At 72.0% G+C, this 20,305-nt stretch carries 21 protein-coding genes; 14 read left to right on the forward strand and 7 right to left on the reverse strand.

Going from position 1 to position 20,305, the window contains the following annotated elements; translation table 11 throughout:
- Positions 1-22 precede the first annotated feature (22 nt).
- Positions 23-3,562 carry a DNA polymerase III subunit alpha gene (gene dnaE / locus ACH5AO_RS16070; RefSeq protein WP_398924921.1) on the forward strand — a complete coding sequence of 1,180 codons (3,540 nt, stop codon included), beginning with the start codon at positions 23-25 and terminating at the stop codon, positions 3,560-3,562.
- Positions 3,563-3,653: 91 nt separating this feature from the next.
- Here the strand turns inward: dnaE and ACH5AO_RS16075 are convergent, their stop codons facing one another.
- The gene (locus ACH5AO_RS16075) at positions 3,654-3,821 is read right to left on the reverse strand and encodes a hypothetical protein (RefSeq protein ID WP_398924924.1); all 168 of its coding nucleotides are present in this window, start codon (positions 3,819-3,821) and stop codon (positions 3,654-3,656) included.
- 220 nt (positions 3,822-4,041) lie between these two features.
- On the opposite strand from ACH5AO_RS16075, the gene ACH5AO_RS16080 reads away from it, so the two are divergent.
- The 4 genes from ACH5AO_RS16080 (at position 4,042) to ACH5AO_RS16095 (ending at position 8,454) form a co-directional block, all read left to right on the forward strand.
- Positions 4,042-5,250 (forward strand): NYN domain-containing protein, encoded by a 1,209-nt coding sequence (locus tag ACH5AO_RS16080; protein ID WP_398924926.1) that lies wholly within the window; start codon positions 4,042-4,044, stop codon positions 5,248-5,250.
- 582 nt (positions 5,251-5,832) lie between these two features.
- Positions 5,833-6,807, forward strand: coding sequence for an ABC transporter ATP-binding protein (locus tag ACH5AO_RS16085; RefSeq protein ID WP_398925243.1), 975 nt, complete (start codon positions 5,833-5,835; stop codon positions 6,805-6,807).
- An 80-nt stretch (positions 6,808-6,887) separates the two neighbouring features.
- A complete protein-coding gene (locus tag ACH5AO_RS16090; protein ID WP_398924928.1) occupies positions 6,888-7,709 on the forward strand; it encodes an ABC transporter permease in 822 nt (273 codons plus the stop codon).
- A gap of 34 nt (positions 7,710-7,743) precedes the next feature.
- Positions 7,744-8,454, forward strand: a complete 711-nt coding sequence (locus ACH5AO_RS16095; RefSeq protein ID WP_398924930.1) for an AAA family ATPase — start codon at positions 7,744-7,746, stop codon at positions 8,452-8,454.
- Between the two features lie 225 nt (positions 8,455-8,679).
- Here the strand turns inward: ACH5AO_RS16095 and ybaK are convergent, their stop codons facing one another.
- The 4 genes from ybaK to ACH5AO_RS16115 form a co-directional block, all read right to left on the reverse strand.
- The gene (gene ybaK / locus ACH5AO_RS16100; RefSeq protein WP_398924932.1) at positions 8,680-9,180 is read right to left on the reverse strand and encodes a Cys-tRNA(Pro) deacylase; all 501 of its coding nucleotides are present in this window, start codon (positions 9,178-9,180) and stop codon (positions 8,680-8,682) included.
- Positions 9,181-9,210: 30 nt separating this feature from the next.
- Positions 9,211-9,951: an LON peptidase substrate-binding domain-containing protein gene (locus ACH5AO_RS16105; RefSeq protein ID WP_398924934.1), complete on the reverse strand. Its 741-nt coding sequence runs from the start codon at positions 9,949-9,951 to the stop codon at positions 9,211-9,213.
- Between the two features lie 92 nt (positions 9,952-10,043).
- On the reverse strand, positions 10,044-11,027 hold the full coding sequence (locus tag ACH5AO_RS16110) for a hypothetical protein (RefSeq protein WP_398924936.1): 984 nt from the start codon (positions 11,025-11,027) through the stop codon (positions 10,044-10,046).
- A 203-nt stretch (positions 11,028-11,230) separates the two neighbouring features.
- A complete protein-coding gene (locus ACH5AO_RS16115; RefSeq protein ID WP_398924938.1) occupies positions 11,231-12,808 on the reverse strand; it encodes an oxidoreductase in 1,578 nt (525 codons plus the stop codon).
- 194 nt (positions 12,809-13,002) lie between these two features.
- Between ACH5AO_RS16115 and hisD the strand changes: the two genes are divergently transcribed.
- The 8 genes from hisD to hisF are packed head-to-tail and all read left to right on the forward strand — an operon-like array spanning position 13,003 to position 18,718.
- Positions 13,003-14,328, forward strand: a complete 1,326-nt coding sequence (gene hisD, locus ACH5AO_RS16120; protein WP_398924940.1) for a histidinol dehydrogenase — start codon at positions 13,003-13,005, stop codon at positions 14,326-14,328.
- A complete protein-coding gene (locus tag ACH5AO_RS16125) occupies positions 14,325-15,437 on the forward strand; it encodes a histidinol-phosphate transaminase (RefSeq protein ID WP_398924942.1) in 1,113 nt (370 codons plus the stop codon). Before hisD ends, ACH5AO_RS16125 begins: the two co-directional genes overlap by 4 nt.
- A complete protein-coding gene (gene hisB / locus ACH5AO_RS16130) occupies positions 15,434-16,027 on the forward strand; it encodes an imidazoleglycerol-phosphate dehydratase HisB (RefSeq protein ID WP_030858895.1) in 594 nt (197 codons plus the stop codon). Before ACH5AO_RS16125 ends, hisB begins: the two co-directional genes overlap by 4 nt.
- A gap of 3 nt (positions 16,028-16,030) precedes the next feature.
- The gene (locus ACH5AO_RS16135) at positions 16,031-16,189 is read left to right on the forward strand and encodes a hypothetical protein (RefSeq protein ID WP_398924944.1); all 159 of its coding nucleotides are present in this window, start codon (positions 16,031-16,033) and stop codon (positions 16,187-16,189) included.
- Positions 16,190-16,193: 4 nt separating this feature from the next.
- A complete protein-coding gene (gene hisH / locus ACH5AO_RS16140; protein WP_398924946.1) occupies positions 16,194-16,835 on the forward strand; it encodes an imidazole glycerol phosphate synthase subunit HisH in 642 nt (213 codons plus the stop codon).
- A 4-nt stretch (positions 16,836-16,839) separates the two neighbouring features.
- Positions 16,840-17,565: a bifunctional 1-(5-phosphoribosyl)-5-((5-phosphoribosylamino)methylideneamino)imidazole-4-carboxamide isomerase/phosphoribosylanthranilate isomerase PriA gene (priA, locus tag ACH5AO_RS16145; protein ID WP_398924948.1), complete on the forward strand. Its 726-nt coding sequence runs from the start codon at positions 16,840-16,842 to the stop codon at positions 17,563-17,565.
- Positions 17,562-17,966: a Rid family hydrolase gene (locus ACH5AO_RS16150; RefSeq protein WP_398924950.1), complete on the forward strand. Its 405-nt coding sequence runs from the start codon at positions 17,562-17,564 to the stop codon at positions 17,964-17,966. Before priA ends, ACH5AO_RS16150 begins: the two co-directional genes overlap by 4 nt.
- Complete coding sequence (hisF, locus tag ACH5AO_RS16155; protein WP_398924953.1) at positions 17,963-18,718, forward strand: imidazole glycerol phosphate synthase subunit HisF; 756 nt, start codon at positions 17,963-17,965, stop codon at positions 18,716-18,718. The genes ACH5AO_RS16150 and hisF overlap by 4 nt, the downstream gene beginning before the upstream one ends.
- Before the next feature lie 2 nt (positions 18,719-18,720).
- Here the strand turns inward: hisF and ACH5AO_RS16160 are convergent, their stop codons facing one another.
- Positions 18,721-19,119, reverse strand: a complete 399-nt coding sequence (locus ACH5AO_RS16160) for a VOC family protein (RefSeq protein ID WP_398924954.1) — start codon at positions 19,117-19,119, stop codon at positions 18,721-18,723.
- A gap of 23 nt (positions 19,120-19,142) precedes the next feature.
- Positions 19,143-19,778: a TIGR03085 family metal-binding protein gene (locus tag ACH5AO_RS16165; protein ID WP_398924956.1), complete on the reverse strand. Its 636-nt coding sequence runs from the start codon at positions 19,776-19,778 to the stop codon at positions 19,143-19,145.
- Positions 19,779-19,898: 120 nt separating this feature from the next.
- Between ACH5AO_RS16165 and hisI the strand changes: the two genes are divergently transcribed.
- Positions 19,899-20,294: a phosphoribosyl-AMP cyclohydrolase gene (hisI, locus tag ACH5AO_RS16170; protein WP_398925245.1), complete on the forward strand. Its 396-nt coding sequence runs from the start codon at positions 19,899-19,901 to the stop codon at positions 20,292-20,294.
- Positions 20,295-20,305 lie beyond the last annotated feature (11 nt).

Genomic DNA, 20,305 nt, shown 5'->3' on the forward strand with positions numbered 1-20,305 from the left:
TGTTCTCCTTGGAGGCCGCACCGTGTCAAAGACGCCGTTCACGCACCTGCACGTCCACACCCAGTACTCGCTGCTGGACGGTGCCGCGCGGCTCAAGGACATGTTCAACGCCTGCAATGAGATGGGCATGACGCACATCGCCATGTCCGACCACGGCAACCTGCACGGGGCGTACGACTTCTTCCACTCCGCGCAGAAGGCCGGGGTCACCCCGATCATCGGGATCGAGGCGTACGTCGCGCCCGAGTCCCGGCGCAACAAGCGCAAGATCCAGTGGGGCCAGCCGCACCAGAAGCGGGACGACGTCTCCGGTTCCGGCGGTTACACCCACAAGACGATGTGGGCCGTGAACAGCACCGGTCTGCACAACCTCTTCCGGCTCTCCTCCGACGCGTACGCCGAGGGCTGGCTGCAGAAGTGGCCCCGGATGGACAAGGAGACCATCGCCAAGTGGTCCGAGGGCATCGTCGCCTCCACCGGCTGCCCCTCCGGCGAGGTGCAGACCCGGCTGCGCCTCGGCCACTTCGACGAGGCCCTCAAGGCCGCCGCCGACTACCAGGACATCTTCGGCAAGGACCGCTACTTCCTGGAGCTGATGGACCACGGCATCGAGATCGAGCACCGGGTCCGCGACGGCCTCCTCGAGATCGGCAAGAAGCTCGGCATCCCCCCGCTGGTCACCAACGACTCGCACTACACGTACGCGCACGAGGCGACCGCCCACGACGCGCTGCTGTGCATCCAGACCGGCAAGAACCTCTCCGACCCCGACCGCTTCAAGTTCGACGGCACCGGCTACTACCTCAAGTCCACCGACGAGATGTACGCCATCGACTCCTCGGACGCCTGGCAGCAGGGCTGCGCCAACACCCGGCTGATCGCCGAGATGGTCGACACCACGGGCATGTTCGTCAAGCGCGACCTGATGCCGAAGTTCGACATCCCGGAGGGGTACACCGAGGTCAGCTGGTTCCGCGAGGAGACCATGCGCGGCATGCACCGCCGCTTCCCGGACGGCATCCCGGACGACCGCATGAAGCAGGTCGAGTACGAGATGGACACCATCATCTCGATGGGCTTCCCCGGCTACTTCCTCGTCGTCGCCGACTTCATCATGTGGGCGAAGGAGCAGGGCATCGCCGTCGGCCCCGGCCGTGGCTCCGCGGCCGGCTCGATCGTCGCCTACGCCCTCGGCATCACCGACCTCGACCCCATCCCGCACGGCCTGATCTTCGAGCGGTTCCTCAACCCCGAGCGCATCTCGATGCCCGATGTCGACATCGACTTCGACGAGCGCCGGCGCGTCGAGGTGATCCGGTACGTGACGGAGAAGTACGGAGCCGACAAGGTCGCCATGATCGGCACCTACGGCACCATCAAGGCCAAGAACGCCATCAAGGACTCCGCGCGCGTGCTGGGCTACCCGTACGCGATGGGTGACCGGCTCACCAAGGCGATGCCGGCCGACGTCCTGGGCAAGGGCATCCCGCTCTCCGGCATCACGGACCCGAACCACCCCCGGTACTCCGAGGCCGGCGAGATCCGCGGGATGTACGAGAACGAGCCGGACGTGAAGAAGGTCATCGACACCGCCAAGGGCGTCGAGGGCCTGGTCCGGCAGATGGGCGTGCACGCCGCCGGCGTGATCATGTCCAGCGAGACCATCACCGACCACGTGCCCGTCTGGGTCAGGCACACCGACGGCGTGACCATCACGCAGTGGGACTACCCGAGCTGCGAGTCGCTCGGCCTGCTGAAGATGGACTTCCTGGGCCTGCGCAACCTGACCATCATGGACGACGCCGTCAAGATGGTGAAGGCCAACAAGGGCGTCGACATCGACCTGCTGTCGCTGCCCCTGGACGACCCCACGACCTTCGAACTGCTCCAGCGCGGCGACACGCTCGGCGTGTTCCAGTTCGACGGCGGCCCGATGCGCTCCCTGCTCCGGCTGATGAAGCCGGACAACTTCGAGGACATCTCCGCCGTGTCGGCCCTGTACCGGCCGGGCCCGATGGGCATGAACTCGCACACCAACTACGCCCTGCGCAAGAACGGCCAGCAGGACATCACACCCATCCACCCCGAGCTGGAGGAGCCGCTCAAGGAGGTCCTGGACGTCACCTACGGCCTGATCGTCTACCAGGAGCAGGTGCAGAAGGCCGCCCAGATCATCGCCGGCTACTCGCTCGGCGAGGCCGACATCCTCCGCCGCGTGATGGGCAAGAAGAAGCCCGAGGAGCTGGCGAAGAACTTCACCATCTTCCAGGCCGGCGCCCGCAAGAACGGCTACAGCGACGAGGCCATCCAGGCCCTCTGGGACGTGCTGGTGCCGTTCGCCGGCTACGCCTTCAACAAGGCGCACTCCGCCGCGTACGGATTGGTGTCGTACTGGACCGCCTACCTCAAGGCGAACCACCCCGCCGAGTACATGGCCGCGCTGCTCACCTCGGTGAAGGACGACAAGGACAAGTCGGCGATCTACCTCAACGAGTGCCGCCGCATGGGTATCAAGGTGCTCCCGCCGAACGTCAACGAGTCGGTGCACAACTTCGCCGCCCAGGGCGACGACGTGATTCTCTTCGGCCTGGAGGCCGTGCGGAACGTCGGCACGAACGTGGTCGAGTCGATCATCAAGAGCCGCAAGGCCAAGGGGAAGTACGCCTCCTTCCCCGACTACCTCGACAAGGTCGACGCGGTCGCCTGCAACAAGCGCACCACGGAGTCGCTGATCAAGGCCGGCGCCTTCGACACCCTGGGGCACACCCGCAAGGGCCTCACCGCGCAGTACGAGCCGATGATCGACAACGTGGTCGCGGTCAAGCGCAAGGAGGCCGAGGGACAGTTCGACCTCTTCGGCGGCATGGGCGAGGAGGAGACCAGCGAGCCCGGCTTCGGCCTCGACGTCACCTTCACCGACGACGAGTGGGACAAGACGTACCTGCTCGCCCAGGAGCGCGAGATGCTCGGGCTCTACGTCTCCGACCACCCGCTGTTCGGCCTGGAGCACGTGCTGTCCGACAAGGCCGACGCGGGCATCTCCCAGCTCACCGGCGGTGACTTCGGCGACGGCGCGGTGGTCACCATCGGCGGCATCATCTCGGGCCTGCAGCGCAAGATGACCAAGCAGGGCAACGCCTGGGCGATCGCCACCGTGGAGGACCTCGCGGGCTCCATCGAGTGCATGTTCTTCCCGGCGACGTACCAGCTCGTCTCGACGCAACTCGTCGAGGACGCCGTGGTGTTCGTCAAGGGCCGGCTCGACAAGCGGGAGGACGTGCCGCGGCTGGTCGCGATGGAGCTGATGGTCCCCGACCTGTCCAACGCCGGCACCAACGCGCCCGTGGTGCTCACCATCCCGGCCACCCGCGTGACCCCGCCGATGGTCAGCCGGCTCGGTGAGATCCTCACCCACCACAAGGGCGACAGCGAGGTGCGGATCAAGCTCCAGGGGCCGACGAAGACGACGGTGCTGCGCCTGGACCGGCACCGGGTGAAGCCGGACCCGGCCCTCTTCGGCGACCTGAAGGTCCTCCTCGGGCCGTCCTGCCTGGCGGGTTAGCGCCGTCCGGCACACGCGCGTGAGGGGCGCACCCCGCGGTGGGTGCGCCCCTCTTCATGTGCCCGGGCCGCGACGGCCCGCCGTGCGGACGTCAGTTGTGGCCGAAGCGCTTCTGCTGGCCCCTGCCCTGGCCTACCTCGCCGGGCACGACCTGCGTGGTGCGCTGCTCGTCCGGGGTCTCCATCGTGGACGGCTGTGCCGCCCGCCGGGCGCTCTGGGACTGCGGCTGCTTACGGTCACGGTTCTTGTTCTTGGCCATGGTGGTGCCTCCTGTGGGGGACTAGGGGCCAGGGCCGGGACCAGATTCACACGACCCGACAACAGGCGCATGTTGGACAATTACCGTGTGTGACCGGGGTGATCGGGGAGGATGTGTGGAAACGCCACGCCGAAGATCGAGTTCGGGACGTTAACCCCGGCGTGGTCGGGCAGACTCGAAGCAAGCCCGAAGCAAACCTCCCGGAAAGAGGGTGGACCGCGTGGACCGCTGCATCGTCCTGGTGGACGCCGGGTATCTGCTGGGGGCCGCCGCCAGTCTCCTCGCCGGGGAGCCCTCGCGGTCCCGCATCACCGTCGACCACGCGGCCCTCATCCAAGGGCTGCGGGAGCGCGCCGAGTCCGAGACGCGTCAGCCGCTGCTGCGCATCTACTGGTTCGACGGCGCCCCCGACCGCGTCCCGCAGCCCGAGCACCGCAGGCTGCGCGTGATGCCCCGGGTCACCGTCCGGCTGGGGGCGCTGACCCGCAGCGACGGCCGCTGGGCGCAGAAGGGCGTCGACGCCGCGATGCACGCCGAGCTGACCGAACTGGCCCGCAACCGCGCCTGTTCCGACATCGTCCTGGTCACCGGGGACGGCGACCTGCTGCCCGGCATGATGGCCGCCAAGGAACACGGCGTCGCCGTCCACCTGTGGGCCGTGCAGGCCGCCGACGGCGACTACAACCAGTCCGAGGACCTGGTCGCCGAGGCCGACGAGCGCCGGGTGCTGGACCGGGCGTGGATCACCCGGGCCGTACGGGCCAAGGAGCACACCGGGGTGTGCGCCCCGCCGCCCGTGCCGCGGCCCGAGATCGCCGCGATCCTCTCCGCCCCGCTGCCGGAGTCCGCGCTCGGCGCGACGGCCGAGCGGACCGTCGAGGAGCCGCGGCACCCGGCCGCCGCCGAGCACAACGGCACCGCCGAGCGGGCGTCCACGGGCAAGGGCGTACCCACCCCCAAGGACCTGGCCGCCCTGCGCGGCCCCGGACCGCACCAGCCCCAGCAGCCCGCCTCCGCCACCCTGCGCTGGTCCTCCGACAAGGGCTGGATCGACCGGCCGGTCGCCGAACCGCCGGACGCGGCCTCCCTGCCGACGCTCGCCCAGCTGACCACGGCGGAGCAGCGGTGGGCCGACCGCGAGGAGGACATCACCACCGTCGGCGGGGACCCCTTCGAGGTGGGGCAGGTCTTCGCCCGGCGCTGGGTGGAACGGCTCGGCGACCAGGGCCACATCCAGAAGCTGTCCGGCATGTACCCCCGCATCCCGCACCGCGTCGACGGCGAGCTGCTCCGCTACGCGGCCCGCTTCGGGCTGCTCGCCCACAAGGACGACCAGATCGACGAACGTGACCGTTACGCCATCCGGGCGGGCTTCTGGCGGGAGCTGGACCTGCGCACCGGTACGGAACGGGCTCCCGCCGGGGAGTGAGCGGGCGGTGCCTGCCGCTGCCACCGGGGGCGCCGCCCCCGCGCCCCCGCCAAGGGACTCCCGCCCCTCGGACCCCCGCCTGTGCCCACCCACCACCCGACTCGGTGGGCCGGGAAGCGGGCCGTGATCCCGGCGTGTGCGGTGCTGTTTCAGCTCGGTGGCCGGGGGCGGGGCGCGGCCTTGGTGTGTGTGGTGCTGTCTCGGCTCGGTGGGGCGGGAGGCGGGCTGCGGTCCGGGCATGTGGGGGTGCTGTCTCGGGGTGGTGGCCGGGGCGGATCGCGGCCTTGGTGTGTGTGGTGCTGTCCCGGCTTGGTGGGGGGAAAGCGGGCTACGACCCCGGTGTGTGCGGGTGCTGGCCCGGCTCGGTGGCTGGGGGCGGGGCGCGGCCCTGGCGTGTGTGGTGTTGTCCCGGCTCGGTGGGGCGGGGGCGGGCCAAGGCCCGGGCGTGTAGGGGCGGTGGGTGGTTGGGGCGGGTTTGCGGGCACCGGGGTGACCCGAGGGCGGATCGGGGGCGTGGACCCCGTAGGCTCGTCCCTTGTGAGTACGCGCGCGGCACAGGGATTCCGGCACGGTGGTGACGTCGTGTGCGCGGTGCGCGGGCTGACCAAGACCTATCCGGCGGTGCGCGGCCGGCGCGGGGTCCCCGCGACGCCCGAGGTCCGGGCCACCGACGACGTGGGGCTCGACATCCGGCGCGGTGAGATCTTCGGGCTGCTCGGGCCGAACGGCGCCGGCAAGTCCACCCTCGTACGCCAGCTGACCGGCCTGATGCGGCCCGACAGCGGCAGCGTGAACATCCTCGGCCACGACATCGTGCGCCACCCCGAGCGGGCCGCACGCATCCTCGCCTACCTCGGCCAGGAGTCCAGCGCCCTCGACGAACTGACCGTGTCCCTCGCCGCCGAGACCACCGGCCGGCTGCGCGGGCTCGACGCGCGCCGGGCGCGGGCGGAGCGGGACGACGTCCTGGACGAACTGGGGCTGGCCCCGCTCTCCGGGCGCCCGCTGAAGAAGCTCTCCGGCGGCCAGCGCCGGCTGGCCTGCTTCGCCGCCGCGCTGGTCGGGGCCCGCCCCCTGCTCGTCCTGGACGAGCCCACCACCGGCATGGACCCGGTGGCCCGGCGCGCGGTGTGGTCCGCCGTGGACCGGCGCCGCGCCGAGCACGGCACCACCGTGCTGCTGGTCACCCACAACGTCATCGAGGCCGAGACCGTGCTCGACCGGGTCGCCGTGCTCGACCGGGGCCGGGTCATCGCCTGCGACAGCCCGGCCGGCCTCAAGGAGCGGGTCGCCGGCGAGGTCCGGGTCGACCTGGTGTGGCGCGAGGCGGCCCCCCTGCACGTGCCCGAGGTCGCCGCGCTGCGGGACCGGGTCGTCGAGTCGGGCCGCCGCTGGACCCTGCGGCTCGCGCCCGAGGAGGCCCGTACGGTCGTCGCCACCGTCACCGGCGGGGCCGCCTTCGCCGCACTGGACGACTTCACGCTGGCCACACCCAGCCTGGAGGACGTCTACCTGGCCCTGGGCGGCGCCGTACGACAGGGACTGGTGAAGGCGTGAGCACACGGGCCGCGGCATCCGTACGGAACAGGGCCGCACCGGTTCCGGGCGAACCTCCGAGCGAAGGGGAGCAGCACGACGTGAGTGTCGTACCCGCCGATGTCCTGCCGGGCGGCGCCCTGGCCGCGGAGGAGGCCGCGCCGGAAGCAGCCGAACTCGGCCCCCGGGCGCGGCTGTGGCCGTCGCTGGCGGCCGTGTACCGGGCGCAGCTGTCCCGGGCCCGGGTCGCGCGGATACCGCTGCTGTTCGTGGCGACCTTCCAGTCGGTCGGGATCATGATCCTGATGCGCGGGGTCGTGGACGGCGGCGGCGAGGCGCAGGCGGTGGTCGCCGGCTCGGCGGTCCTGGTCGTCGCCTTCGTCGCGCTGAACCTGCTCGCCCAGTACTTCGGGCAGCTGCGGGCCAGCGGCGGGCTCGACCACTACGCGACGCTGCCGGTACCGCCGGCGGCGGTGGTGCTGGGCGCGGCGGGCGCGTACGCCTCGTTCACCGTGCCGGGGACCGTGGTGACCGCCGTCTTCGGGTGCGTGCTGTTCGGGCTGCCGCTGGCGAACCTGTGGGTGCTGGCCGCCGTGATCCCGCTCGCCGGGGCCGCGCTCGCCGGACTCGGCGCGGCGCTCGGCCTGCTCGCGCCCCGCGCGGAGCTGGCCACGCTGCTGGGCCAGCTCGGCATGTCGGCCGCGCTGCTGCTCGGTGTGCTGCCGGCGGAGCGGATGCCGGAGGCGGTGCGCCTCGCCCGGGACCTGCTGCCGTCGACGTACGGCGTCGAGGCCTTCGCGCGGACCTTCGGACCGCATCCCGACTGGGCGCGCGTACTCGGTGACCTCGCCGTGTGCGGGGGTGTCGGAGTGATCTCGCTGGCCGTCGCGACCTGGGCGTACCGCAGGGCGGCCGTCCGGTGACGCGCCGCACAGCCGGGCCTGGCACGATGGCAGGGTGAGCGCACCTCTGACACCACCACCGCCTCCGCACGAGCGTTCCGCGCGGGACGTGTGGCAGCCACCGTCCGACGGGCGGACGGCTGCCACGACTCCGCCCGAGGACGAGACCGGGCACGCCGAGGACCCGCGGCACGGCTGGGGGTACGGACAGGACGGCCCCGGGATGAAGACGGAGATACGCGAGGCCGCCGTGACCGCGGTCGCGGTGACGCTCGGCGGGGTGCTGCTCGGGGTGCTGTGGTGGTGGCTGGCGCCGCGCGTGCCGTACGTGGGTGACGTGGTCGGCGACAACTGGGTCGTGTACCTCAAGGACTCCGAGGGCGAGCAGAGCATCGGGGTGGACGGGACGTTCTCGCTGCTCGCGCTGGGGTTCGGTGCGGTGAGCGCGCTCGCCGTGTTCCTGCTGCGGCGGCGCGGGGGCGTGCCGCTGGTGGTGGCGCTGGCGGTCGGCGGACTGCTGGGATCGGTGCTGGCCTGGCGGCTCGGGGTGTGGCTGGGGCCGGCCTCGGACGCGATCACCCGGGCGAGGAGCGTGGGCGAGGGGGTCCCGTTCGACGCGCCGTTGACGCTGAGTGCGAAGGGGGCGCTGCTGGCGTGGCCGTTCGCGGCGCTGGTCGTGCACCTGGGGCTGACGGGGCTGTTCGGGCCGCGGGATCCGGAGCAGCCGCCGTCGGTGAAGCCATACGGGTCGGGGCCGGGGGCGTAGGTTTCCGGGTCCCGGCCGCGTCTCCGGGCGGGGGGTGTTCGCGCAGCCCGGCGTGTACGGGGTGCCTCCCCCACCCTCGGCTGCGCTCGGGCGGGGGGACCCCCATCGCCCCGGGGGTACCTCCCAGGCCTTCAAGGCACTGGGGGAGGCACGACTGCCCGCGGGTACGGCCGAGGAGCGGCTGCGTTTGCCGCGGGTGCGGTTGTGTCCGCCCGCGGGGGCGGGCTAGCCGCGGCCGATCGGGGCCAGGGTCGCGGAGGTGAGCCCGGCCAGGTCGGCGGGGGAGAGTTCCACCTCCAGGCCTCGGCGGCCCGCCGAGACGCAGATCGTCGTGTGCGTGGTGGCCGACTCGTCCAGGACCGTGGGGAGTTTCCTGCGCTGCCCCAGCGGGGAGATGCCGCCGCGGACGTAGCCCGTGGTGCGTTCCGCCAGCGCCGGGTCGGCCATCGCGGCCCGCTTGCCGCCCACCGCCGCCGCGAGGGCCTTCAGGTCCAGCTGCCCCGCCACCGGCACCACCGCCACCGTCAGCGCGCCGTCGACGTCCGCCACCAGCGTCTTGAAGACCCGGTCCGGTGAGACCCCCATCGCCTCGGCCGCCTCCTCGCCGTACGACGGGTGGGAGGGGTCGTGGTCGTAGGAGTGCACCGTGAACGGCACCCCGGCCGCGGTGAGCGCCACCGTCGCGGGCGTGCCCGCCGACTGCTGTTTCTTGGACTTCTTCGCCATCCCCGCCTGTACCCCGGTTGATTTCGTACGTCAGTTGAGACTCGTCGGACCGCGTGTCAGATCCGCGGCCGGCAGCGACGGCAGATGACGGATGACGGCCGTCTCCGCGCGCAGCAGTCTCAGCTCGTCACGGAGCCGGGACGCGGTGTCCGGCGCCTGGAGCAGCCGCTGCTTCGTCGGCGTGTCCAGCATCATCGCGGCGGCGACCAGATAGGAGACGACACCCGGCTCGTCCGGCAGGTCCACACCGGTCGTCAGAGACCGTTCCCGCGCCCCCGCCAGCCGCTTCTGGTACTGGCGGAAGGAGCGCAGCACCCCCTCGGCCAGTGCCCCCGCCCCGTCGCCGGGATCCTCGGCCAGCGGCTCCGCCTCGGCCGTCAGATACGGCCCCGAGGCGTCGACGGACAGCAGCCGCACCCGGGTCGTACCGGTCGCCAGCACCTCGAAGGTGCCGTCGGCCCGCTCCCGGACCGTCGCCGCGTCGGCGACACAGGCCACCTTGTGGAAGGCGCGCAGCGGATCGGTGCCGAAGCCCGCCGCCGGGCCGCGTACGGGAACGGCCGTCGGATCGGGCATGCCGGGCGCGCTCGGCGCCACCTCGTACCCGTCGCGGATCGCCACGACGGCGAACCGGCGCGGCTCGTCCTCCGGAGTCTTCAGCAACTCGCGCATCATGGCGCGATAGCGCTCCTCGAAGACGTTGAGCGGAAGCACGAGCCCCGGGAACAGCACCGTGTTCAGGGGGAAGAGCGGGAGCCGGACGGTGGTCACGGGTCAAGAGCCTAATGGTCGCCGAAGCGGAGCCGGTCGCCCTGTTCACTCCTCGGCCGGTCGAAGACCGGTTCCGGGGAGCCGGATCCCGGTCAGGGACAGCCGGACGTGACCGCCGCGCACACGCTCTGACGGACCTCCAGGAACCGGCCGAGCGGATCGTCCGCGTCCCGGTCCCAGGGGAAGGACGTCGCGTACGGGCCGGTCAGCCGCAGTTGCTCCAGGGCGTCCCGCCGGCGGTCCAGCCGGACCAGGACGTACGTCAGCAGATTGCGCAGCTCGGCGGGCCAGGGCTGGCCCGCCGGCAGCCGGGCGGACAGGGCCACGGCGCGGTCGGCCGCCGCCTCGAGCCGTTCGCGCGGCACTTCGGGGCCGCAGCGGTCGGTCAGGTAGCCGAACGCCGCCCGCAGCGGCAGCGACTGGGTGAGCGAGTCCTCCGGCGCGTCCTGCGCGGCCAGGTCCGCGAAGGTGAAGCACTCGTGGTGCGAACCGTGCCACGAGGACGCCAGGTAGCGCAGGGCCGCCACATGACAGCCGTGGTGGTGCGAGGCCCGCCGGACCGCCGCCGCCCACAGCTCCTCGAAGTACGTGTGCCCGGCGCGCGCGCCACGGGCGTGGTCCAGGGCGAGCCGCCAGGGCACCGGATCGCGGTTGTCCGCCCGGGCGGCGGCCGTGATCAGCGGGCTCACCTCGCGCAGCAGCTCGGCCCGGGCCGGTGAGTCCCAGGCGCGGTCCACCGCCCGCTGGGCGTCCACCAGCAGCCCGTCGGGGTCGCGCGGGTCGCGGGCGCGCCAGGCGTCCAGCCACTCGGGGCGCGAGCGCGCGAAGGCGGCCAGCCGCCGCACGTACCGGTCGCGGTGCTCCCAGGCGCCGGTGCGCCGGGTGACGGCGAGCAGTCCGGCGGCGGGCGTGTGGTCACCGCCCGCCGCCCCGACCAGTGCCGGGCCCAGCAGATCGTCGGGTGCGTCGAGCAGCACCTCGTCGTCGGCGGGCAGCACGACGGGGACGGGGGGCGTGGCGCCCGTCGTCCTTCCTCGAACCCGGGATGTACGGGTGAACCCGTGCAGCAGAGCCATGGTGTCGACCATTGAAAGACCGCAGGTCACAGCGGCGCCAGAGGCGACACGGAAGTCATGGAAGGTTGTACGGGGATCGGTCAAGGCCCGGCAAAAAGCGGAGCGCTTCCCGCCTCGTGCGGGCCCCTCACGCCCCCTGTGACCACTGGTCCCAGTGGTCACGGAGGCCGTCACGCGGGTCCCCCGCCGCGTGCGTCCCTCGCCTACGTACGTCTCAGGGTCCGCGTCGCCCCCGCCGCCACCGTCGTCGCCAGGATCCAGCCCAGCAGGACGAACGCGGCCGACAGCCACTGCCAGCCGCCGCGCAGCTGCCAGAAGCCGACCTGGCCGAGGTCGATCACCGGCAGCAGCAGGTCCAGGGTGAACAGGGGCGGGTTCCACGCGGGATGCTCACCGCCCTTGAAGGGCGGGGGATCGGCGCGCGCGAAGGCCAGCGAACCGCCCGCCCACAGGACCGCCATCCACACCGCGGCCCGGCCCGGCCGGTATCCGTAGGCGACCGTCCAGTCCTGTACGTACCCCCACAGCTTGGCCGCCATCGGCAGGCTCTCGCGGCGCCGGCGCTGCTTGGCGAGCAGCACCTCGCGGGCGTCCTCGTCCTCCCCGCCCTCCCGCAGCACGGCGGCCAGCCGCTCGTACGGTTCCGGGTTGTACTCGGCGCTCGCCGCGTCCACCCAGCGCAGCCGCAGCGCCAGCGGGAACGGCCCGCGCGGCACCAGGTTCTCGTAGGTGAAGCCGCCCATGTGCAGCCGGCCCGGGCCGGGCCAGCTGTCCGCCCGGTCCATCAGGTTGACCACCTTCGCCCCCGACAGCACGACCCTGCCGCGCACCGGCCGCTCCCCGAGGAAGCGCAGCTCCGGCGTCTGCACCCGGCGCAGCGACAGCTCCTGCTCGTCGGTGAAGGTGAACCGGGCCCCCTCGAAGTCGACCGCGTCCCCGAACCGCCCGTCGTCCAGCCGCACCCCGCCCCGGCACTCGAAGCGCTGGATCCGCGTCCCGCGCGCCGGTGTCATCCCGCTGCGCGCCTGGGCGCCCACCCCGGCCGGGGTCAGGTACAGCGAGCGCTCCACGGTCAGCTGCGGCGCGTTCAGCGCGAGCCGGGTGTACGGGTTGTCCAGCCGGGCCCCGCGCAGGCTCAGCGACACGCCGATCGTCGCGCTGCGCAGGCTCAGCTCGCCGTGCGACTCCAGCATCTCCGCCTGTAGGTCCTGGCCCACGTTCATCCCGTCGGCGGCCATCGAGCGGCCGCTGCGGTCCCGGTGCACGACCGCCTGGTTGAGCAGCAGGTCCGTACCGATCCGCGCGTCGGTGAGCCGTATGCCGCCCAGGAACCGGCAGCGCGGCAGGTGCAGATCGCCTTCGGTGTGCAGCCGGGCCGCCTCCAGACGCGGTATCGAGCAGTCCACCATGCGCACGGTCGTGAAGCGGGCCTCCGGCAGCAGCACGTCCCGCTCGAAGCGGCAGGCGCGCATCTCCAGGTACGGCACCACCGTGCCGCCCGCCAGGTCCAGCACGCCGCTGATCCGCACCCCGACCAGCTTCAGCGACGAGACCCGGCCGGCCAGGGCGGGGGGTCCGTCCAGCAGCAGCCAGCACACGACACGCGCCCTGACCGTCCGCTCGGGGCCCCATGGATGCCCTCCGTGCGGATCGTCGGCGACCGTGTCCCCGCTGCTCAGGTCGTACACGCTGCCGTTGCGGAAGGCCTGCCACATTCCGGCCTCCGTGGCGGTCAGGTCCTCCGGCGGCTCACCGCCGCCCGGTCCCACCCCCTCGGTCACGGAACTCCCCCTCCTCCCCGTCTACTCGCCGGTTCGTCCCTTCGTACAACCGTTCATGCCCGGTGAGGTGACCGCTTGAACACGGAAAGTGAAGAGGATCTCGGGAACGTGCGCGGACCGTCACCGAGGGCGTGACGTATCAGCCATTGGAACGGGCGGACGGCCCACCGTGCGGGTCTGAGAGAATTGTGCATGTGATCTCCCGAATCGATCTGCGCGGCGACGCCCTCCCCGAGGGCCCCGCCCTGCGCGACCTGCTGCCCCGAGCCGACTTCGACGTCGCGGCCGCCCTGGAGAAGGTGCGGCCCATCTGCGAGGACGTGCATCATCGGGGCGACGCGGCGCTGATCGACTTCGCCGAGCGGTTCGACGGCGTGAAGCTGGAGCAGGTGCGGGTGCCGGCCGACGCCATCGAGCGCGCGCTGCAGGAGCTGGACCCGGCCGTGCGCGCGGCCCTGGAGGAGTCCATCCGCCGCGCCCGGCTCGTCCACCGCGCCCAGCGCCGCACCACGCACACCACCCAGGTCGTGCCCGGCGGCACGGTCACCGAGAAATGGGTCCCGGTCGACCGCGTGGGCCTGTACGCGCCCGGCGGCCGGTCCGTCTACCCGTCCTCCGTGATCATGAACGCCGTGCCCGCCCAGGAGGCCGGCGTCCCCTCCCTCGCGCTCGCCTCCCCGGCCCAGGCCGAGTTCGGCGGCCTGCCGCACCCGACCATCCTGGCCGCCTGCGCCCTGCTCGGCGTCGACGAGGTCTACGCGGCCGGCGGCGCCACCGCCGTCGCGATGTTCGCGTACGGCACCGAGTCCTGCCCGCCCGCGAACATGGTCACCGGCCCCGGCAACATCTGGGTCGCCGCCGCCAAGCGCTACTTCACCGGCATGATCGGCATCGACGCCGAGGCCGGCCCGACCGAGATCGCGATCCTCGCGGACTCCACCGCCGACCCGGTGCACGTGGCCTCCGACCTGATCAGTCAGGCCGAGCACGACCCGCTGGCCGCCGCTGTCCTCGTCACCGACTCCGCGGAGCTCGCGGACGCCGTGGAGAAGGAGCTGGAGCCGCAGGTCAAGGCCAGCAAGCACACCGACGAGCGGATCGTCCCGGCCCTGTCCGGCCGCCAGTCCGCGATCGTCCTGGTCGACGGCGTCGAGGAGGGCCTGCGGGTCGTCGACGCCTATGGCGCCGAGCACCTGGAGATCCAGACCGCCGACGCCGCCGCGGTCGCCGACCGGGTGCGCAACGCGGGCGCGGTCTTCGTCGGCCCCTGGTCCCCGGTCTCCCTCGGCGACTACGCGGCCGGCTCCAACCACGTCCTGCCCACCGGCGGCTGCGCCTGCCACTCCTCGGGCCTGTCCGTCCAGTCCTTCCTGCGCGGCATCCACATCGTCGACTACACCGAGGACGCGCTGGCCGAGGTCGCGCACCACGTGGTCACGCTGGCGGAGGCGGAGGACCTGCCCGCGCACGGCGCGGCGATCAAGGCCAGGTTCGGCTGGAAGGTGCCCGAGAACAAGTGAGCGACGTGAGCATCGACGATCTCCCCGTACGGGACGAGCTGCGCGGCAAGTCCCCCTACGGCGCCCCTCAGCTGGACGTCCCCGTACGGCTGAACACCAACGAGAACCCCTACCCGCTGCCCGAGCCGCTGGTCGAGCGGATCACCGAGCGGGTCCGCGAGGCCGCCCGGCACCTCAACCGCTACCCCGACCGGGACGCGGTCGAACTGCGCACCAGGCTGGCCGAGTACCTGACGAAGACGTCCGGACACCCGCTCGGCGTCGAGAACGTGTGGGCCGCCAACGGCTCCAACGAGGTCATCCAGCAACTGCTGCAGACCTTCGGCGGCCCCGGCCGCACCGCGATCGGCTTCGAACCCTCGTACTCGATGCACGGCCTGATCTCGCGCGGCACCGGCACCGGCTGGATCTCCGGCCCCCGCGACGAGGACTTCACCATCGACCTCGCCGCCGCCGAGAAGGCCATCGCCGAGCACCGGCCCGACGTCGTCTTCGTCACCACCCCCAACAACCCCACCGGCAACGCGGTCCCCCCGGAGACGGTCCTCGCGCTGTACGAGGCCGCCCAGGCGGCCAAGCCGTCGATGGTGGTCGTCGACGAGGCGTACATCGAGTTCAGCCACGGCGACTCGCTGCTGCGGCTGCTCGACGGACGCCCGAACCTCGTCGTCTCCCGCACCATGTCGAAGGCGTTCGGCGCGGCCGGCCTGCGCCTGGGCTACCTCGCCGCGCACCCGGCGGTCGTCGACGCCGTCCAGCTGGTCCGGCTGCCGTACCACCTCTCCGCGGTCACCCAGGCGACCGCGCTGGCCGCCCTCGAACACACCGACACGCTGCTGAAGTACGTCGAGCAGCTGAAGGCCGAACGCGACCGCCTGGTCGTCGAACTGCGCGCCCTCGGCTACGAGGTGACCGAGTCCGACGCCAACTTCGTCCAGTTCGGGCGTTTCGAGGACTCCCACGCCACCTGGCGGAGGATCCTCGACCGGGGCGTCCTGGTCCGGGACAACGGCGTACCGGGATGGCTGCGGGTCACCGCGGGCACCCCCGCCGAGAACGACGCGTTCCTCGACGCGGTCCGTGACATCAAGAAGGAGCAGAGCGCATGAGCCGCGTTGGACGCGTGGAACGCACCACCAAGGAGACGTCCGTCCTCGTCGAGATCGACCTCGACGGCACCGGCAAGACCGAGATCTCCACCGGGGTCGGCTTCTACGACCACATGCTCGACCAGCTCGGCCGGCACGGCCTGTTCGACCTGACCGTGAAGACCGACGGCGACCTGCACATCGACTCCCACCACACCATCGAGGACACCGCCCTCGCGCTCGGCGCCGCCTTCAAGCAGGCACTCGGCGACAAGGTGGGCATCTACCGCTTCGGCAACTGCACGGTCCCGCTGGACGAGTCCCTCGCCCAGGTCACCGTCGACCTCTCCGGCCGCCCCTACCTCGTGCACACCGAGCCCGAGAACATGGCGCCGATGATCGGCGCGTACGACGTGACGATGACCCGGCACATCCTGGAGTCCTTCGTCGCCCAGGCCCAGATCGCGCTGCACGTGCACGTGCCCTACGGGCGCAACGCGCACCACATCGTGGAGTGCCAGTTCAAGGCCCTCGCCCGCGCCCTGCGCTACGCCTCCGAGCGCGACCCCCGCGCGGCCGGCATCCTGCCCTCCACGAAGGGCGCGCTGTAAGCCATGAACGGACTGTCCACCGTCCTGATCGTCGTCGGCCTGTTCTTCGTCGGCGGGATCATCTCCTTCGTCAAGCAGAAGATGCCCACGAGCCTCATCGTGCTGCTTTCCGTCGGCGCCGTGATGTGCCTCGGCACGGGGCTCCTGAGACTGGAGGTGTGAACCCTTGAGCACCACCAAGAAGGTCGTGGTCTTCGACTACGGCTTCGGCAACGTCCGCTCCGCCGAGCGCGCCCTCGCCCGCGCGGGAGCCGACGTCGAGATCACCCGCGACTTCGACGCGGCCATGAACGCCGACGGGCTACTGGTGCCCGGCGTCGGCGCCTTCGCCGCCTGCATGAAGGGCCTCAAGGAGGCGCGCGGCGACTGGATCGTCGACCGCAGGCTCTCCGGCGGCCGCCCGGTGATGGGCATCTGCGTCGGCATGCAGATCCTCTTCGCGCGGGGCATCGAACACGGCGTGGAGTCCGAGGGCCTCGACGAGTGGCCCGGCTCCGTCGAACCGCTCCAGGCCGACGTCGTGCCCCACATGGGCTGGAACACCGTGGACGCCCCGGCCGGCTCCGAACTGTTCGCCGGCCTCGACGCGGACGCCCGCTTCTACTTCGTGCACTCCTACGCCGTCCACGACTGGAGTCTGGAGACCGCCAACCCGGCGATGCGCGCCCCGCTGGTCACCTGGTCCACCCACGGCAAGCCCTTCGTGGCGGCCGTGGAGAACGGCGCCCTGTGGGCCACCCAGTTCCACCCCGAGAAGTCCGGCGACGCCGGTGCCCAGCTCCTCACCAACTGGATCGGAACCCTGTAGAGACATGGCCAAGCTCGAACTCCTCCCCGCCGTCGACGTCCGCGACGGCCAGGCCGTCCGCCTCGTGCACGGCGAGTCCGGCACCGAGACGTCCTACGGCTCCCCCCTGGAGGCCGCCCTCGCCTGGCAGCGCTCGGGTGCCGAGTGGCTGCACCTGGTCGACCTGGACGCCGCGTTCGGCACCGGTGACAACCGCGCGCTGATCGCCGAGGTCGCCGGCGCCATGGACATCAAGGTGGAGCTGTCCGGCGGCATCCGCGACGACGACACCCTCGCCGCCGCCCTCGCCACCGGCTGCACCCGCGTCAACCTCGGCACCGCCGCCCTGGAGACCCCCGAATGGGTCGCCCGGATCATCGCCGAGCACGGCGACCGGATCGCCGTCGGCCTCGACGTCCGCGGCACCACCCTGCGCGGCCGCGGCTGGACCCGCGACGGCGGCGACCTCTACGAGACGCTGGAGCGCCTCGACAAGGAGGGCTGCGCCCGCTACGTCGTCACCGACATCGCCAAGGACGGCACCCTCCAGGGCCCCAACCTGGAGCTGCTGAAGAACGTCTGCGCCGCCACCGACCGCCCCGTGGTCGCCTCCGGAGGCGTCTCCTCCCTGGACGACCTGCGCGCCCTCGCCGGCCTCGTCCCGCTCGGTGTCGAGGGCGCCATCGTCGGGAAGGCCTTGTACGCCAAGGCGTTCACCCTGGAAGAGGCCCTGGAGGCTGTGTCCCGATGACGATCGATGCCGTACGGCGCGTGCAGAGCGGAAACCCCTGGGAGGAGTCCTTCGGCTTCGCACGTGCCGTGGCGGCGGGCGACCGCGTCCTGGTGGCGGGCACGACCGCGTTCCGGGGCGAGGTGCTGTACGGCGAGGGCGACCCGTACGAGCAGGCCAAGGTGGCCTTCGCCGGCGCGCTGGAGGCGATCGCCGAGTTCGGGCTCGGCATCGAGTCCGTGATCCGCACGCGCCTCCACCTCGCCCACGCGCGGGACGTCGACGCGGCCGGACGCGCCCACAAGGAGCTGTTCGACGCGGTGCGCCCGGTCACCACCCTGCTGGTGGTCGAGGGCTTCGTCGACTCGCGCGTCCTGGTCTCAGTGGAACTCGAAGCATTCAGAGGAGCCGTGGATTCATGACCCTGGCGGTCCGAGTCATCCCCTGCCTGGACGTGGACAACGGCCGGGTCGTCAAGGGCGTCAACTTCCAGAACCTGCGCGACGCGGGCGACCCCGTCGAGATGGCCAAGGTGTACGACGCCGAGGGCGCCGACGAGCTGACGTTCCTGGACATCACCGCCTCGTCCGGCAACCGCGAGACGACCTACGACGTGGTGCGCCGCACCGCCGAGCAGGTGTTCATCCCGCTCACCGTGGGCGGCGGCGTCCGCACCACCGAGGACGTGGACAAGCTGCTCCGCGCGGGCGCCGACAAGGTGGGCGTCAACACGGCGGCCATCGCCCGGCCCGACCTCATCCGCGAGATCGCGGAACGCTTCGGACGCCAGGTCCTGGTGCTGTCGGTGGACGCTCGCCGCACCGACTCCGGCTCCTTCGAGGTCACCACGCACGGCGGCCGCCGCGGCACCGGCATCGACGCCGTGGAGTGGGCGCACCGGGCCGCCGAGCTGGGCGCCGGCGAGATCCTGCTCAACTCCATGGACGCCGACGGCACCAAGGACGGCTACGACCTGGAGATGATCACCGCCGTCCGCAAGCACGTCACCGTCCCCGTGATCGCCTCCGGCGGCGCCGGCAAGCTCGCCGACTTCCCGCCGGCGGTCGCGGCGGGCGCGGACGCGGTGCTGGCCGCCTCCGTCTTCCACTTCGGCGACCTGCGCATCGGCCAGGTCAAGGAGACACTGCGGGACGCCGGTCACCCGGTGCGCTGAGCTCAGCCGGTCGGCTGGACCAACTGGACGAGGTTGCCGACCGTGTCGTCCAGGACCGCGGAGATCACCGGACCCTGCTCCCGCGGCTCCTGGACGAAGTGGACACCCTCCCCGCGCAGCCGCTCGTACTCCGCGCGGAGGTCGTCCACGGAGAACACGATCGCGGGCAGGCCGGCCTCCCGCACCGACCGGCGGTACGGCTCGGCGATGGACCCCTGCCCCGGCTCCAGCAGGAGCTCCAGATCCCGCTGGGCGCCCCCGCGCGCCCCCACGGTGACGAACAGCATGCCGTCCCCCATGTCCATGTGGGTACGGGTCTCGAAGCCGAGGACATCGGTGTAGAAGGCGTGGGCCTTCGCCACGTCGTCGACGTACACGCTGGTCATGGCCACTTTGATCACGGGCTGCGCCTTTCGGGTGCGGATCAGATGCCGAGCTGCTTGCTCTCGCGCAGTTTCGCGATCGCGTTCTCGTCGCCGTCCAGAGCGACCTTGGCGGCACTCTGCCGACCGTAGGCGAACAGCACCAGCTCGGACGGCTCCCCGGTCACCGTGACCACCGGGGTGCCGCGGTGCGCCACCACCGTCCGGCCGTCCGGACGGCGCATCACCAGGCCCGTCGGCGCCCCGCGGCCCATCAACCGCGCGGAGCGCTCCAGACGCGACCACAGGACGTCCTGGAACACCGGGTCGAGCTCGCGCGGCGTCCAGTCCGGCCGGGCGCGGCGCACGTCCTCCGTGTGGACGTAGAACTCGACGATGTTCGACAACTCGTCGACCTGCTTGAGGGAGAAGGGCGAGAAGCGCGGCGGCCCCGTCCGGATCAGCTGGATCAGCTCCTCGTACGGCTTGGCGGCGAACTCCGCCATCACCCGCTCCAGACGCGCCGCCAGCGGCTTGACCAGCATGCCGCCCGCCGCGTCGGGGCGGCGCTCGCGCACCACCACGTGGGCGGCGAGGTCCCGGGCCGTCCAGCCCTCGCACAGGGTCGGGGCCTCGGGACCCGCGGTCTCCAGCAGATCGGCCAGGAGAAGTCGTTCACGCTTGGCATGGGTCGACATGCCTGCCAGCCTACGGCCGGGCAGGCGGTCCGCCCACCCGTCTCCTCCCAACGAGGCGCCGTACACCGCCGTTTCCACACCGTGGACATCCGCACGGACACGACCGCCCCGCGCGGCACAATGGTCGGCATGACCAGCAGCACACCCCGGCCCAGCCGCCTCGACCCGGAGATCGCCGCGCGGCTCAAGCGCAGCTCCGACGGCCTCCTGCCCGCCATCGCCCAGCAATACGACACCGGAGAGGTGCTGATGCTGGGCTGGATGGACGACGAGGCGCTGCACCGCACGCTGACCACCGGCCGCTGCACCTACTGGTCGCGCAGCCGCCGGGAGTACTGGGTCAAGGGCGACACCTCCGGCCACTTCCAGTGGGTCAAGTCGGTCGCCCTCGACTGCGACGCGGACACCGTGCTGGTCAAGGTCGACCAGGTGGGCGCCGCCTGCCACACCGGCGCCCGCACCTGCTTCGACGCCGACGTCCTGGCGGTGGCGGACTCCCCCGCCTCGGATCAGTAGGGTCTGCCGCC

The sequence above is a fragment of the Streptomyces sp. NPDC018964 genome (assembly GCF_044390325.1).
GTDB lineage: Bacteria > Actinomycetota > Actinomycetes > Streptomycetales > Streptomycetaceae > Streptomyces.

Bases quoted from the DNA above. Each gene is read 5' to 3' on its own strand.
- hisB (WP_030858895.1), top strand. From the start codon at position 15,434: ATGAGCCGCGTTGGACGCGTGGAACGCACCACCAAGGAGACGTCCGTC.
- ACH5AO_RS16165 (WP_398924956.1), bottom strand. From the start codon at position 19,778: ATGTCGACCCATGCCAAGCGTGAACGACTTCTCCTGGCCGATCTGCTG.
- priA (WP_398924948.1), top strand. From the start codon at position 16,840: ATGGCCAAGCTCGAACTCCTCCCCGCCGTCGACGTCCGCGACGGCCAG.
- hisI (WP_398925245.1), top strand. From the start codon at position 19,899: ATGGTCGGCATGACCAGCAGCACACCCCGGCCCAGCCGCCTCGACCCG.
- ACH5AO_RS16110 (WP_398924936.1), bottom strand. From the start codon at position 11,027: ATGGCTCTGCTGCACGGGTTCACCCGTACATCCCGGGTTCGAGGAAGG.
- ACH5AO_RS16075 (WP_398924924.1), bottom strand. From the start codon at position 3,821: ATGGCCAAGAACAAGAACCGTGACCGTAAGCAGCCGCAGTCCCAGAGC.
- ACH5AO_RS16150 (WP_398924950.1), top strand. From the start codon at position 17,562: ATGACGATCGATGCCGTACGGCGCGTGCAGAGCGGAAACCCCTGGGAG.
- ACH5AO_RS16135 (WP_398924944.1), top strand. From the start codon at position 16,031: ATGAACGGACTGTCCACCGTCCTGATCGTCGTCGGCCTGTTCTTCGTC.
- ybaK (WP_398924932.1), bottom strand. From the start codon at position 9,180: ATGGCGAAGAAGTCCAAGAAACAGCAGTCGGCGGGCACGCCCGCGACG.
- hisF (WP_398924953.1), top strand. From the start codon at position 17,963: ATGACCCTGGCGGTCCGAGTCATCCCCTGCCTGGACGTGGACAACGGC.